This is a genomic window from Streptomyces radicis, assembly GCF_003626575.1.
Taxonomy (GTDB): domain Bacteria; phylum Actinomycetota; class Actinomycetes; order Streptomycetales; family Streptomycetaceae; genus Streptomyces; species Streptomyces radicis.
This window is the reverse complement of sequence record NZ_RBDY01000002.1, coordinates 450,297-464,613: the sequence shown is the minus strand read 5'-3', so window position 1 is coordinate 464,613 and position 14,317 is coordinate 450,297. Positions and strand designations below refer to the sequence as shown.

Here is a 14,317-nt window from a genome sequence, read left to right as displayed (position 1 = left end):
CTCGCTGTCATGCGGCAGATGCCCCGGCTGCTCAAGGCCATGGAGTCCCTGGGCGCCGACCAGGAGACCGATCCCGACCCCGAGCATGTCCTGACCCGCATCGTGCGGACCGCCGCCGAGCTGACCGACGCGCCCTATGCCGCCCTCGCCGTGCTGAACGAGACCGGCGACGGCCTCGCCCATCTGATCACCCACGCCGCGGGCCCAGGACGGCCGCCCGAGGTGACCCGCCTCGCCCGCGCGCTGTGCGACGGGGGTCGCCCCGCCTCAGGGCCGCCCGGCACGCTGTGCGTCCCGGTCCTGGCGCACGGCGCGACGTTCGGCGCCCTCCAGGTCGCCACCGGCGCGCCGGACGCCGCGTTCACGTCGGACGACCGCGCCCTGCTGCGCTTCCTCGCCAACGAGGCGGGCATCGCCATCGGCACCGCCCGCCTGCTCGAGGCGGTCCGCCAGCAGGCCCGCTGGATGGACGGCAGCCTGGAGCTGTCCACATCCCTGCTGGCCGCCGACGAGGACAACGCGCTGGCCGTCGTCGCCGAGCAGGCCAGGCGCCTCGCGGGCGCGGCCGAGGCCGCGGTGCTCGAGCCCGACCGGAACGGCGGCCTCGAGGTCGTCGCCGCCTCGGGCGCCGCCGCGCCCCGCCTGCTCCGCACGACCCTGCCCCCCGACGACCCCGCCGCCCTCAGGGTCATGGGCGGCGAGCCCGTCTTCGTGGACGCCCCGGCCCACATGCTGCTCCCGCTGGCGAGCGACGGCGCCGCGCTCGGCGCGCTCTCCCTGACCCGCGCCCCCGGCTCCCCGCCGTACTCGGTGCCTGAGCGCGCGCTGGCCACGCAGTTCGCCCAGCAGGCCGCGCTCGCCCTCGTGCTGGCGACGGCCCGCCGCGACCGCGAGCAGCTCGCCGTCTTCGAGGACCGCGACCGCATCGCGCGCGACCTGCACGACCTGGTGATCCAGCGGCTGTTCGCGATCGGCCTGACCCTGGAGAGCGCGGGGCGCCGTGTGCCGCCCGATTCGGCCGACGTGCGCGACCGCATCGACGCGGCCACCGGCGAACTCGACGCCACCGTCGAGGAGATCCGCACCGCCATCTTCGGCCTGCACCAGCACCCCGAGCACCCCGACGACCGGCCGCCGACCGGGCTGCGGGCCCGTGTGCTGCGCGAGACGAGCACCGCGGCGGCCACCCTGGGCTTCCGCCCCTCGGCCACCTTCACCGGGCCCGTGGACTCCGCGGTCGGCGAGGAGACCGCCCGCCACCTGGTCGCCGCCCTGCGCGAGGGCCTGTCCAACGTCGCGAGGCACGCGGGCGCCTCCCGCGTCGAGGTGGCCGTCGACGCCACCGCCAGGCTCGCCGACGGCACCCGCGCCGTCCGGCTCACGGTCGCGGACGACGGGGTCGGCGTTCCCGAGGGCGACTCCCGGCGCAGCGGCCTGCGCAACATCAGGGAGCGCGCCGAGGCCCTCGGCGGCTTCGCCGTCCTCGGCCCCGGGCTGGGCGGGAGAGGCACCGAGCTGACATGGCAGGCGCCCCGTTGAGGCGCTAGGTTCCTCGCATGGCAGGACGCGTTGTGGTCATCGGCGGGGGCGGCACCGGCATGGGGCTCGCCACCGCGCAGTGTTTCGCGAGGGACGGCGACACCCCCGTGCTCATCGGGCGCAGGGCCGAGGTCGTCGAGCGGGCGGCCGAGGGGATCGGGGGCGCGGTGGCGCTGCCGGGGGACCTGGCCGAGCCCGCCGACGTGGCGCGGCTGGCGGGCGAGATCGGCGAACGTTTCGGCACGGTGGACGTCCTGGTCAACTCGGCGGGCGGCAACGGCACCCTGGAGCCGGGCCCGCCCGACCCCGACGACCCGATCGCCGCCGTCGCGCACGACTGGACGGTGAATTTCCGGAGCAACGTCCTCAGCGCCGTCCTGCTGACCGAGGCCCTGCGCGACCGGCTGGCGTCGCCGGGCGGGCGGGTGCTGTTCATCAGCTCCATCGCCGCCTACCGCGGCTCGGGCAGCGGCTCCTACGGGGCGGCGAAGGCGGCGTTGCACCCCTACGCCCACGACCTCGCGCGCGCCCTCGGCCCGCGCGGCGTCACGGTCAACGTGATCGCGCCGGGCCTGATCGAGGACACCGAGTTCTTCGGCGGCGCGATGGCCCCGGCCCGCCGCGAGCGCCTGATCTCCGAGACGCTCAACGGCCGCGCGGGCACCCCGGGCGACGTGGCGCAGACCGCCCACTGGCTCGCCTCGCACGCCGCGAGCCATGTCACGTCACAGATCATCCAGGTCAACGGCGGTGCACAGCGGGGCGTCTGACCCCGGCACGGCACGGGCGGTTTCGCCGCGGCGCACCAGCGACGCGGCACCCCCCACCACCGCGCCCGCGCACACGCCCAGCGCGATCGAGAGCGGCGGCACAGGGGCCGTCGGGGTGGCCGGGGGAGCGGCGGGCAGCACCTGGGTGAGGCGCGTGCCGGGACCTGCCAGGTCGACCAGCGCCCCGGCGACCGCGTTGGCCGCGCGCGCCGCCGCCGCGCCGTTGGGGCCCGTCCCCGTGATCTCGATCACGGGTGCGTCCGGCGACGTCGCCGCCCTGACCCGGTCGGCCAGCCGCCCCGCGGCCACCCCCGCGCCCTCGGCGGCGGCCGAGAGCACCGCGCCGCCCGTGGCCATCCGGCCATACGCCTGCGCGACCCCGATCGCGTCCCCGTCCGCCGCCGTGACCTGCACATAGCCATCGGCCGCGAACTCCCGTTCGGCCAGCGCCGCGTGCCACGTCCCGCACACCAGGCCGAGCGTGGCGCCAAGCAGCAGCGGCGCCCACGCGGGCATCCGGCGCCAGGCCGCGCCCGCCGCGCGCCGCGGGCCCGCGGCGTCCGGCCGCCTCATCGCGCGCACACCCCTCGGTAGACGTCCATCAGCCGCTCCGCCACCCGTTCCATCCCGTATCGCTCGAGCGCCTCCGGCACCGGCAACCGCCGTGCGCCCCACGCCCGTTCCTCCCGCAGCGCCGCCGCGATGGCGTCGGGGTCCGACGCCACCCGCCGCGCCCCAGGCGCCGCCCCCTCGGGCAGCTCGTCGACGGCGGGGCAGGCCGCGTGGAGCACCGGAAGCCCGGCGGCCAGGCCCTCGAGCACCGCGAGCCCGAACGTCTCCTCACGGGACGGCGACACCAGCACGTCCAACGCCGCGAGCAGCCCCCGCACATCGGGCCACGCCCCGGCGAGCACCACGCGCCGCCCGACGCCGAGCCTGGCGGCGAGGGCGCGCAACGCGGCGCGTTCGGGCCCCTCGCCCGCCAGCACGAGCCACACGTCGTCCGGCAGCGCGGCGACCGCGCGCACCAGGGCGCCGAACCGTTTCCCCGCCACCAGCCGCCCCACCCCGCCCACCGCGAGCGCGTTGTCCGGCAGCCCGAGCCGGGCGCGTGCGACGGCGCGCGCCCCCGGGTCGAAGCGGAAGTGGGCGGGCTCGATCCCGTTGGGCACCAGATGGATCCGCCGGGGTGGCACGCCCCAGTCCGCCAGGCGCCGCGCGACCGTGTGCGACACGGCCACGGTCGCGGAGCCGACGCGCTCCGTCGCCAGATAGAGCGCCCGCGTGGACGGGGTCAACGGGCGCCCCTCGATGCGCCGCGCGCCCAGCGAGTGCTCCGTCGCCACCACCGCGCGCACCCCGGCCATGCGCGCCGCGACGCGGCCGTAGACGCAGGCCCGGTACAGGTGCGTGTGGACGACGTCGTAACGCCCCCTGCGGATGAGCCGTGCGAGGCGGGGGAGCGCGGACATGTCGCGGTTGCCGAGCATCCCCAGGTGGGCGACGCGCACGCCGTCGGCGGCGAGCTCGGTGGCGACCTGCCCTGGCTCCGTCAGCGTCACCACGTCACAGGGCAGCGGCAAGCGCCGTAGCAGGGCGCGCAGTTGGCGCTCCGCGCCCCCGACGCCAAGGCCCGTGATGATGTGCAGCGCCCGTCTCACAGCGCCGCCGTGGCCGGGGGAGCGGCGGGCGCGGACAGGGTGGGCAGGGAGCGGCGGCGCACGGGGTGCAGCAGCTGCTTGAGCCGCAGGCGCCGCACCGAGTCGCGCTCGCCCACATGGATCCGGGGGAGCGCGAACTGCCCCGTCAGACGCCCCGGATCAACGGCGCACGCGTACGCGTACCCCGCGGCGCGCACCGCCTCGATCGCGCGCCGGTCCACGCCCCCGTAGGGATAGCAGAAGCCGGGCACGGGGGAGCCGAGCAGGTCCTCCAACGCCGCGCGGCTGCCCGCCACTTCGCGCTCGAGCACCTGGGGCGTGGCGCGGCGCAGCGTCTCGTGCGTCATGCCGTGCGAGCCGACCTCCATGCCCGCGGCGGCGACCTCGCGGATGCCCTCGGCGTTGAGCAGCCGCTTGCGCGGCCCCTCGGCGTCCCACGCGTTGCTGCCGTGCAGCCGCCCGGGGAGCACGAACACGGTGGCGGTGCAGCCGTGGCCGCGCAGCAGCGGCACCGCGGTGTCGAGGAAGTCGCGGTAGCCGTCGTCGAACGTCAGCCCCACGAGCCGCGCGGCCCGCCCCGCGGCGCGGGCCCGCAGCAGCTCGCCCACCGAGACGCCGCGCAGCCCGCGGCGGCGCAGCCAGCCGAGCTGCTGGTGCAGCCGGTCGGGGGTGACGGTGACGCGGTAGGGGTCGGGGGATGTGTAGGCGACGGAGTGGTACATCAGCAGCCACAGCGGGCCGCGAGCGGCATCGGCGGGCATGGATCATCCTTCGCTTGGGGTCCGGTTACGGGGTGGGGGGTCCGACATCGGCGAAGTCTCGTGGTTCCCGGGGACGTTGCCGCCGGGGCGGCGGAAGCGGTGGAGGTGGCGGCGGATGCGGCGGCGGGCCGCGGCGACCAGGAGCCCGGCCTCCGGCACGCGCAGCGCGAGCGCCGCCGCGAGGAAGGCGGCGGGGACCAGCGGGCAGCCCAGCGCCAGCGCGGCCTGCGGGCCGCCGCCGGTGAGCGCGCCCGCGCCCCAGCCCGCCGCTGCGGCGGCCAGCGCGGCGGCGCCGAGCCGCGCCAGGCGCCCGAGCAGCAGCGGCGCGTCGACCGGGATGGTGCGGCGGGCCAGGCCGCGCAGCAGGAGCAGCGCGGTCACGCTGATCCCCGCGGCGTTGGCGGCGGCGATGCCGGGGGCGCCGAACGGGCCGACGAGCGCGAGCCCGCCCGCCGCCGTGACGAGCAGCCCTGGCGCCATCGCGGCCACCGGGAACCAGGTCGGCCGCCCCGCCGAGAAGAACGGCCTGATCAGCGCGCCGGTCAGGGTGTGCCCGAGCAGGCCGAGCGCGTACACGCGCATCACCGAGGCCGTGGCGGCGGTGGCCTCGGCGTCGAACGCCCCCCGCTCGAACAGCAGCGCGATGATCTGGGGGGCGTACGCGACCACATATGCGCCGCCCAGCAGGGCCACGACCCCGGCGAGCACCACGTCCCGTTCGACGCGCTCCCTGGCGCGCGCCAGGTCGCCATCGGCCACCGCGCGCGCCACGAGCGGCAGCGTGACGGTGCAGATCATCATGGCCAGCACCATGGGCAACTGGGCGACCTTCTGGGCGAAGTTGAGGTGCGAGATCGCGCCGGGCGGCAGCCCGGACGCGAGGGCGCGCTCGACGAAGACCTGTGCCTGCCTGGCCAGCGCGAACAGCGCGACCGGGGCGATGACCGCGAAGCCCGTGAGCCCGGCCACGCGCGCCGCCCCGCGCCCCGGGGCGGCGCCGTCGTCCGCCCCCCGCAGCCTGCGCACGAAGAACGGCAGCTGCACCAGGACCATCAGCAGCCCGCCGAGCGCCACCCCCGCCGCCGCCGCCCGCATCCCCCACTGCCGGTGCAGCAGGAGCGCGGTGGCGACGATCCCGGTGTTGTAGGCGAGGTAGATCGCGGCGGGCGGCAGAAAGCTGCGGTGCGCCCGCAGCGCGGCGCTGAGATATCCGGCCATGCCGAATGTGAGAAGCGTCACGGCCGTCAGGCGTGTGCAGTCCACCGCGAGCGCCGGGTCGGCGAGCCCGGGCGCGAGGGCGCGCACCAGGAGCGGGGCGCCCGCCACGAACACCGCACAGGCCACCGCGAGGCCGCACAGCAGCCGCGGGAACGTCGCCGCGACGAGCGCCCGCACCGCGCCGCGCCCGCCCGTGGCCAGCGCGCACGCGAACGCGGGCACGAGCACGAGCGCCATCGCCTCCTCGATCAGCAGCGTGGCCGCCACCTCGGGCACGGTCCAGGAGACGAGGAACGCGTCCGTCGCCCCGTCCGCGCCGAACAGCGTCGCGATGATCTGGTCCCGCAGCAGCCCGCCGAGCGCCCCGGCGGCCGTGAGCGCGGCCGTCGCCGTGGCGGCCCTGGCCACGAAGCGCTCGGCACGCGCGCCCCGCGCAGCCGGGTCCTCGCGCGCCGGAGCGGGCGCCGGAGCGGGCGCGGGCGCCGCCGCCGTCACCACGCTCCCCGCCCCTCGGCGCGCGCCCCCGGCGCGAACGCCCACCACGCCGCGAGCCCGAACGCCACCGCCGTCAGCACGGTCGTCGGCCCACCGATGTCCGCGTAGAGGAAGTTGGCCAGGGTCCACACCAGCAGCCCCGTCGCGACCAGCCCCACATCGGGGGCGCGCGCCGCCCGCAGCGCGCCGAGGCACCCGACGAGCAGCACCGCCCAGCCGCCGACGAGCGCGGCCACGCCGAGCAGCCCGTGCTCCCCCGCGACCAGCAGGTACATGTTGTGCGGCGACTCGAGCTCCTGCCGCATGAAGCCGTGCCCCGCGCCCCCGGTGTCGCTTCCCGAGGAGAGCGCCAACGACGCGTGCGCGTCCCGGTGTTCGGCGAACCCCCTGGGCCCGGTCCCGGTCCATGGCTCCTGCCGCCACATCGAGAGCGCCGCGTCCCACATCGCGTACCGGTCGACCACCGACTGGTCGGGGGTCCCGGTCACCTCGCCGATGCTGCCGAGGCGTTCGCCCACCATCCCCGAGCCGAACGCCACCCCGCCCGCGAGCACCGCGCCGCAGAGCAGCGCGAGCAGCAGCGTGCGCCGGGCGATCCGCAGCCCGGCCGCCACCACCGCGCTCACCACCACGCTCACCACCGCGGCGCCCGTGGCCAGCCACGCGCCCCTGCTGAAGGAGAACGCCAGCGGCGCCGCGAGCCCCGCCGCGCACCCGAGCGCCACCCACCGCCACGCGCGCCCGATGTGGCGGGGCGGCGCGAGCGCCAGGCAGACCGCCGCGACCAGGCCGAACGAGACGACGGTGGCCATGCTCATGACGTTGAGCGGCCCGAACGTGCCCACCGCGCGGACGTCCTGGCCGAGATACGACGCCCCGGTCCTCGTGACGTGCTGCGCCACGCCGACCGCGCCCTGGACCAGCGCGATCGCGACGAGCGCCCACGCGAGCACCCTGGCGTCGCGCCGGTCGCGCAGCAGGAGCAGCACGGCGAGCGGCACCAGGACGAAGACCTGGAGGAGCCGCGCGAACCCGGGCAGCCCGGCCAGCGGGTCCCCCGAGGCGGCGGTGGCGACGGCGAACGCCACGGCGGGCGCGGCGAGCACGGCGGCGGCCCGGCCGCTCACCCGGGGCCTTTCACCGCGCGCGAGCAGCACGCCGCAGCACACGAGCAGCCCGAGCGAGGCCACGTCGGCGGGCGCGACCTGCCCCCCAGCGACCGTCCACCGGTCCCCGGGGAGCGCGAGCAGCAGCACGGTCAGGACGGCGGGCGCCGGCCTGAGCAGGGCGCGCGCCCGCGTGCGCGCCCCGGGGCGCGGCTCCTCGGCGGGCGGCGGCGCGGCAAGCGCGGGAGCGGCGGCGAGCGCGCCCATCAGCCGCCCCCGAGCCGCAGGCACACGGCCGTCGTGCGCAGCATGATCCGCACGTCCTGCCACAGCGACCACGTCTCGATGTAGAAGTTGTCGAACCGCGTCCTGTCCTCGATCGACGTGTCCCCGCGCAGCCCGCTGACCTGCGCGAGCCCGGTGAGCCCCACGGGCACCCTGTGCCGGTCCGCGTAGCCCGGGTACAGGGCCGTGAACCGCTCGACGAAGTGCGGGCGTTCGGGCCGCGGGCCCACCAGGCTCATGTCGCCGCGCAGGACGTTCCACAGCTGCGGGAGCTCGTCGAGGCCGCTGCGCCGCAGCAGCCGCCCCACGCGCGACATCGCGCGGTCGCCCGCGACGCTCCACCGCGTCGCCGCCTCGCGCTCGTCCGCGGGCCGCAGCGTGCGGAACTTGTACATGGTGAAAGGCCGCCCGTCCTCGCCCACGCGCACCTGGCGGAAGATCACCCCTGGCCCGTCCGCGATCCGGACGGCCAGCGCGCACAGCGCGAGCACCGGCGCGGCAGCCGCGAGCGCGCCGCACGCGAGCACCAGGTCGAGCGCGCGCTTGCCCCACCGCGCCCCGCGCCGACCGCGGGGCCCGCGGGGCGGGTCGATGCGGCGGCAGCCGAACCCCCACAGGTGCCCGTTCGCCCCCGCCGCGTCCGCGGGGTCGGCCGCCACCAGCCACACCGCGCACCCGCGCGACCAGAACAGCCGGACCAGCGCCTCGTCAGGCGCCCCCGCGAACACCGCGTCCCGCACCGCGTACCTGACGATCGCCCGCGTGACGTCCCGGGACGACGTGACCACGGGCAGCGGCGCGATCTCGGGCAGCCGCCGCGGCACGGGGCCGACAAGGCCCACGGGCCGCATGCCGTACTCGGGGTGCTGGGCCAGCACGGCCGCCACCCGCTCCCCCGCGGGGCCCGTCCCCACCACGAGGGCGGGCCTCGGCCGCCGCCGCGCCGCCCGCCGCCCGGCCCGGTGCACAAGCCCGCGCGCCGCCCCCGCGAGGGCCGTCTGCGCCGCCACGAGGCCCACGAGCGCGGCCACGCCGGGGCGCACGCCTGGCGCGAGCGCGGCGGCCGCGCACCACGCGACGGCGGTGTGCCCGAGCAGCCGCGGCAGCTCGTCGAGCACCCCGGTCAACGGCACGGCCCCGCGGCGGTAGAGGCCCCCGGCGGCGTGCAGGACGAGCAGCACCGCGAGCACGATCAACGCCGCCGCCCCGTACGGCCCCGCCACCACGACGGCGGCCGCCACATCCGCGCACACCGGCGCGAGCGCCCCCGCCCCACGCCGTCGCGCACGCCAGGCGCGCCACGCCCCAGGGCGCGCCCCGCCCCGTACCGGCGAGCGCGGCGCGACCACCCCCACCCCCGCGGGCGGGGCGAGCACCACTCCGTGTTCGGCCGTCATGGCGCGCTGAACTCCCTCGGCTCGGGGGCCGCCTCGGGGCCCGGATCCTCGCCGTTCAGCAGCTCCCGGTACAGCCGCCCGCAGGCGTCGGCCACCCCGCGCACGTCGTGGGCGGCCCGCACGTGCGCCGCCGCCCGCTCGCCGAGCGCCCGGCGCCGCTCCGCGTCCCCGAGCAGCGCGGCGAGCGCGGCGCCAAGCGCAGCCGGGTCGTCCGGCGGCACCAGGCAGTGCGGCGCGTGGCCCGGCGGCAGCGTCTCGCGCGCCCCGCCGACGTCCGTCAGCACGACGGGCCGCCCCACCGCCATCGCCTCGAGCGGCGCGAGCGCCATCCCCTCCCAGCGGGACGGCAGCACGACGACGTCCGCCGCCGCGTACCAGGGCTGGATGTCGTCGGAGTGCCCCGCGAACAGCGCGCTCGGCGGGGCAGCGGACCGCAGCGCGTTGCCCTCGGGCCCCTCGCCCACCAGCGCGAGGCGCGCCTCGGGCAGCCGCGCGGTCACCCGGGGCCAGGCCCGCAGCAGGGTGTCCTGGCCCTTCTGCCGGCACAGCCGCCCCACGCACACCACGAGCGGCGCCCGCTGTGGCAGGGCGTGCACCGCGGCGAGCGCGGCGCGGGCCTGCCGCCTCGCCACGCCCCCGGCCGGTGAAAAACGTTCCAGGTCAACGCCGTTGGGGATCACCGACCAGCGCGCGGCGACCCCGGCGAGCTCGCCGCGCGCCCGCTCCGCCTCGCTGACGCACAGCACGCGGTGCGCCCACCGGGCCCCCAGCCGCTCCCACCCCGCCACCAGCCGGTCGCCCGGCGGCCCCACCGCATCGAACGACCAGGCGTGCGGCTGGAAGACGGTGGGCAGCCGCCCGCGCAGCGCCAGGCGCCCCGCGAGACCGGCCTTGGCGCTGTGCAGGTGCACCACGTCGGGGCGCGCGCGCCGGATGACGCGGGCGGCACAGGCGGTCTCCCAGGGGAGGTTGGGCCCGGGGCCGCGCTCGGCGTGCCAGAGCCGCACCTCGGCACCGGCCGCGGCCGCGGCGCGCTCGAGCCAGCCGCCCGAGGGGCAGGCGACCACGGCGCGCATTCCGTTCGCGGTCTGCGCACGCACAAGATCGGTCACCACCCTGGCCACGCCCCCATCGACCGGCTGGACCAGGTGAATTACGGTTTTCGGCTCGCGTCGCCGCAGGTCAGAGCGCATGACTCACCCTTCAGGCCGCTTGTGGGCAGGCGGAGAAAACCATGACAGAAAACAAACGGGAAATCACGCAAACGCGCACGCACCGGGCACAAAAGGCCATTCTGTGATTTACAGACCAATGCGATGAACGCCGTTTCACCGTCCGCGTCGGACAGCCCCGGCCCCCCGTCGCGGACCCGCGACTCCGGACGCCCTTCCGTGCGCCGCTCAGCGGTGGCGCGCCGGGCCGCCCGAGCCGCGGCGGGAGCTGGCCGGCAACTCGCCTTCCGCGATGTGGTGGTGGACCGGCCGCCGCTGATCGCGGTCAAGGCCGCGGTGCTCGACCTCTGGGGGTGGGGCAGCTCACCGCTCGGCGTCGAGGAAACCGTGCCCGTGGAGTCCTATGCGCCGATGATGATGTCCGCCATCGTCTTCGGCCTCTCCCCTCAACTGCGCGGGGGACGCGCCACCATGGCGGTGAGCGGCGCACGCGTCGGCGGCATGGCCGCGCCCGAGCGGCTGGTCGACCGGCCATGGGACCGCGCGCCACCGGCGCGCCAGAGCCGACACACGATCGCCGACCCGTTGGCCGTGTGGTTGGTCACATGGAGGGCAGAACAACAGAAAAACCCCTGATCAACAGGGGTCTCTCATGGTGCGCGAGGGGGGAGTTGAACCCCCACGCCCTTTCGGGCACTGGAACCTGAATCCAGCGCGTCTGCCTATTCCGCCACCCGCGCCTGCACCGCCGAGCGCCTGTCCCTGGCCCGAGGGCCGGGGCGGCTGCCGACATCCAGAAGGCTAACACGCGCGCGATGGTGCCCTCACCCGCCTTTGCGGGCCCCTCTGTCCAGTCCCCCCAGCCCCTCCGCATTCCCTCCTCAGATGCGCGACACTGTTTCATGCTCCCCCCTTACGATCCGGGGGGAGGCCGGTGCCTGGACGGGAACCACCTGATCGTCTCGCGCGTGGATACGATCAGTAAGCCTTACCACTTCAGCCGCGCGCCGGACCACCGGAGAAGGAGGTGCACATGGGAGTACTGAAGCGCTTCGAGCAGCGGCTGGAGGGCCTCGTCAACGGCACCTTCGCCAAAGTCTTCAAGTCCGAGGTGCAGCCGGTCGAGATCGCCGGCGCGCTCCAGCGCGAGTGCGACAACAACGCCACCATCTGGAACCGCGAACGGACCGTCGTCCCCAACGACTTCATCGTCGAGCTGAGCGCGGGCGACTACCAGCGCCTGGCGCCCTACGCCGGGCAGCTCGGCGACGAGCTGGCCGCGATGGTCAAGGAGTACGCCAAGCAGCAGCGGTACACGTTCATGGGTGAGATCAAGGTCCACCTGGAGAAGTCCGAGTCCCTCGACACCGGCCTGTACCGCGTGCGCAGCCGCACCCTCGCCGCCTCGACCTCGGCGGGCCAGCAGGGATACGGCGCGGGCCAGCCCTACGGCGCCCCCTCGCCCCCCGGCGGCTTCCCGCCGAGCACGCCGTCGCCCAGCCACCCCGCCAGGCCCTCCGGCGCTCCCCCCCTCCCGCCGAACGCCCCGCCCCGGCCCCCCGGCGGCGCCGCGCCCTTCGGCGGCCACGGCCAGCCCGCGTTCGGACACGTCCGCCGCTGGGTCGAGATCAACGGCACGCGCCACCAGATGTCGCGCCCGAGCCTGGTCATCGGGCGTTCCACCGAGGCCGACGTGCGCATCGACGACCCCGGCGTCTCGCGGCGGCACTGCGAGATCCAGGCCACCGAGCCCGCGACCGTGCGCGACCTCGGCTCCACGAACGGCATCGTGGTGGACGGGCAGCACACCAAACGCGCTACGCTCCGCGACGGCTCACGGATCGTCGTGGGCAGCACCACAGTCATCTACCGGCAAGCCGAAGGGTAAGCGGGGGGCAATGTCAGAGCTGACCCTGACGGTCATGAGGCTGGGGTTCCTGGCCGTCCTGTGGCTGTTCGTCATCGTGGCCGTCCAGGTGATCCGCAGCGACCTGTTCGGCACCCGCGTCACCCAGCGCGCCGCGGCCAGGCGGCCCGACCAGGCGCCGCAGCAGCGCCGCCCGCAGCAGCCCGCGCCCCGGGGCCGCCAGCGCCGCGGCGCCCCCACGAAGCTCGTGATCACCGAAGGTTCCCTCGCCGGTACCACTGTCGCCCTCCAGGGCCAGACCATTACGCTCGGCCGGGCACACGACTCGACCATCGTGCTGGACGACGACTACGCCTCGGGCCGTCACGCGCGGATCTACCCCGACCGCGACGGCCAGTGGATCGTCGAGGACCTCGGTTCGACCAACGGCACCTACGTGGACCGCGGGCGCCTGACCACCCCGGTCCCCATCGCGCCCGGCACGCCGATCCGCATCGGCAAGACGGTCATCGAGCTGCGGAAGTAGGGCCGACCACTATGACGACCGGAGGGTGGGCGAGGCGCGCATGAGCCTGACACTGAGATTCGCCGCGGGATCCCACACCGGCATGATCCGCGACCACAACGAGGACTCCGGCTACGCCGGTCCACGGCTGCTCGCCATCGCGGACGGCATGGGCGGCCAGGCGGCGGGCGAGGTGGCGAGCTCCGAGGTCATCTCCACCCTCGTCCAGCTCGACGACGACATCCCCGGGTCCGACGTCCTCACCTCCCTCGACAGCTCCGTCCAGCAGGCCAACGAGAAGCTCCGCACGATGGTCGCGGACGACCCGCGCCTCGACGGCATGGGCACGACGTTGACCGCCCTGCTCTGGACCGGCCAGCGCCTCGGCCTCGTGCACGTCGGCGACTCCCGCGCGTATCTGCTGCGCGGCGGCGAGCTGACCCAGATCACCCAGGACCACACGTGGGTGCAGCGCCTGGTCGACGAGGGCAGGATCACCGAGGAGGAGGCCACCACCCACCCGCAGCGCTCGCTGCTGATGCGGGCGCTCGGCAGCGCCGACCACATCGACGCCGACCTCTCCATCCGCGAGGTCCGCGCGGGCGACCGTTACCTCCTGTGCTCGGACGGCCTGTCCGGCGTGGTCAGCGCCGACACCCTGCGCGACACGCTCGGCGCGTTCGCCGCCCCCGACGACACCGTTCGCGAGCTGATCGAGCTGGCCCTGCGCGGCGGCGGCCCCGACAACATCACGTGCATCGTCGCCGACGTCCTCGACGTGGACACGCAGGAGGGCGACACCCTCGCCCGCCAGCTCTACGACGCCCCCCAGGTCGTCGGCGCGGTCGCCGAGCCCCAGAACCAACGCTTCGGCAACACCCCGGAGACGCCCGCGTCGCGCGCCGCCGAGCTGGGCCGTCCCCAGGCCCCCGGCGGCCCCACGCCCGGCGTCGCGGGCCCGCCCACCGGCGTCTTCGGCTCGTTCTCCGACGGCGAGTACGTCCAGCGGCCCGCCCCGCGCCACCGCGGCCTGAAGCGCACCGCCCTCATCGTGCTGGCCCTCGCCGTCGTGGGCGGCGGCCTCTACGCCGGGTACCGCTGGACGCAGACGCAGTACTACGTCGCGGCCAACGGCGACCATGTCGCGCTCTACCAGGGCGTCAGCCAGGACCTCGGCCCGCTGAGCCTGAGCAGCGTCGAGCGCGACCACCCCGAGATCCCCCTCGAGTACCTGCCCGCCTACCAGCGCTCCCAGGTCGAGGGCACGATCTCCGCGGGCAGCCGGGACGAGGCCGAGACCCGCATCAGGGACCTGGCCGAGCAGGCCGAGGCGTGCGAGCTGCTCGCCGGCCAGCGCGAGGCCCCCGAGCAGGAGGAGCCCGACCCCACCGAGAACATGCCCGACGCCCCGCCGCTCGAGGACGGGCAGGAGCCGGGCCAGGAGAGCGAGCAGCCCGCCGAAGAGGACGGGAGCAACGCCGACGTCCCGCCCATGACGGACCGCCAGAAGGAGTTGGCCCAGCAGTGCGCGACGTGACGCG

13 protein-coding genes and 1 tRNA gene are annotated in these 14,317 nt (G+C 76.2%); 6 read left to right on the top strand and 8 right to left on the bottom strand.

The genetic code is table 11. The features are described from left to right. The first annotated feature begins 9 nt into the window (after positions 1-9). Positions 10-1,539 carry a GAF domain-containing sensor histidine kinase gene (locus tag D7318_RS05095; protein ID WP_120695605.1) on the top strand — a complete coding sequence of 510 codons (1,530 nt, stop codon included), beginning with the start codon at positions 10-12 and terminating at the stop codon, positions 1,537-1,539. A 17-nt stretch (positions 1,540-1,556) separates the two neighbouring features. Then, positions 1,557-2,309: an SDR family NAD(P)-dependent oxidoreductase gene (locus D7318_RS05090; protein ID WP_120695604.1), complete on the top strand. Its 753-nt coding sequence runs from the start codon at positions 1,557-1,559 to the stop codon at positions 2,307-2,309. Here D7318_RS05090 and D7318_RS05085 read toward each other — a convergent pair. Genes D7318_RS05085 through D7318_RS05055 form a run of 7 tightly spaced genes read right to left on the bottom strand, consistent with a single transcriptional unit; the run spans position 2,265 to position 10,425 of the window. Then, positions 2,265-2,882, bottom strand: a complete 618-nt coding sequence (locus D7318_RS05085) for a lipopolysaccharide biosynthesis protein (RefSeq protein ID WP_147437620.1) — start codon at positions 2,880-2,882, stop codon at positions 2,265-2,267. The two genes, D7318_RS05090 and D7318_RS05085, sit on opposite strands and share 45 nt — an antisense overlap. Then, positions 2,879-3,970 carry a glycosyltransferase gene (locus D7318_RS05080; protein ID WP_120695602.1) on the bottom strand — a complete coding sequence of 364 codons (1,092 nt, stop codon included), beginning with the start codon at positions 3,968-3,970 and terminating at the stop codon, positions 2,879-2,881. Before D7318_RS05080 ends, D7318_RS05085 begins: the two co-directional genes overlap by 4 nt. After that, positions 3,967-4,731 (bottom strand): polysaccharide deacetylase family protein, encoded by a 765-nt coding sequence (locus D7318_RS05075; protein WP_230423364.1) that lies wholly within the window; start codon positions 4,729-4,731, stop codon positions 3,967-3,969. Before D7318_RS05075 ends, D7318_RS05080 begins: the two co-directional genes overlap by 4 nt. 3 nt (positions 4,732-4,734) lie before the next feature. Continuing rightward, positions 4,735-6,447 carry a lipid II flippase MurJ gene (locus D7318_RS05070; RefSeq protein WP_230423363.1) on the bottom strand — a complete coding sequence of 571 codons (1,713 nt, stop codon included), beginning with the start codon at positions 6,445-6,447 and terminating at the stop codon, positions 4,735-4,737. Then, positions 6,441-7,841, bottom strand: coding sequence for an O-antigen ligase family protein (locus D7318_RS05065; protein ID WP_230423360.1), 1,401 nt, complete (start codon positions 7,839-7,841; stop codon positions 6,441-6,443). The genes D7318_RS05070 and D7318_RS05065 overlap by 7 nt, the downstream gene beginning before the upstream one ends. After that, positions 7,817-9,232: an exopolysaccharide biosynthesis polyprenyl glycosylphosphotransferase gene (locus tag D7318_RS05060; RefSeq protein WP_120695599.1), complete on the bottom strand. Its 1,416-nt coding sequence runs from the start codon at positions 9,230-9,232 to the stop codon at positions 7,817-7,819. The genes D7318_RS05065 and D7318_RS05060 overlap by 25 nt, the downstream gene beginning before the upstream one ends. Continuing rightward, positions 9,229-10,425: a glycosyltransferase gene (locus D7318_RS05055; RefSeq protein ID WP_120695598.1), complete on the bottom strand. Its 1,197-nt coding sequence runs from the start codon at positions 10,423-10,425 to the stop codon at positions 9,229-9,231. The genes D7318_RS05060 and D7318_RS05055 overlap by 4 nt, the downstream gene beginning before the upstream one ends. Before the next feature lie 273 nt (positions 10,426-10,698). Between D7318_RS05055 and D7318_RS05050 the strand changes: the two genes are divergently transcribed. Beyond that, the gene (locus D7318_RS05050) at positions 10,699-11,040 is read left to right on the top strand and encodes a hypothetical protein (RefSeq protein ID WP_120695597.1); all 342 of its coding nucleotides are present in this window, start codon (positions 10,699-10,701) and stop codon (positions 11,038-11,040) included. A gap of 17 nt (positions 11,041-11,057) precedes the next feature. On the opposite strand, the gene D7318_RS05045 is transcribed toward D7318_RS05050, so the two are convergent. Continuing rightward, positions 11,058-11,144, bottom strand: a tRNA-Leu gene (locus tag D7318_RS05045). A gap of 293 nt (positions 11,145-11,437) precedes the next feature. On the opposite strand from D7318_RS05045, the gene D7318_RS05040 reads away from it, so the two are divergent. The 3 genes from D7318_RS05040 to D7318_RS05030 are packed head-to-tail and all read left to right on the top strand — an operon-like array spanning position 11,438 to position 14,313. Further along, a complete protein-coding gene (locus D7318_RS05040) occupies positions 11,438-12,292 on the top strand; it encodes an FhaA domain-containing protein (RefSeq protein WP_120695596.1) in 855 nt (284 codons plus the stop codon). Positions 12,293-12,302: 10 nt separating this feature from the next. Beyond that, on the top strand, positions 12,303-12,797 hold the full coding sequence (locus D7318_RS05035) for an FHA domain-containing protein FhaB/FipA (protein ID WP_113689742.1): 495 nt from the start codon (positions 12,303-12,305) through the stop codon (positions 12,795-12,797). A gap of 40 nt (positions 12,798-12,837) precedes the next feature. Then, the gene (locus D7318_RS05030) at positions 12,838-14,313 is read left to right on the top strand and encodes a PP2C family protein-serine/threonine phosphatase (RefSeq protein ID WP_120695732.1); all 1,476 of its coding nucleotides are present in this window, start codon (positions 12,838-12,840) and stop codon (positions 14,311-14,313) included. The last annotated feature ends 4 nt before the right edge of the window (positions 14,314-14,317 follow it).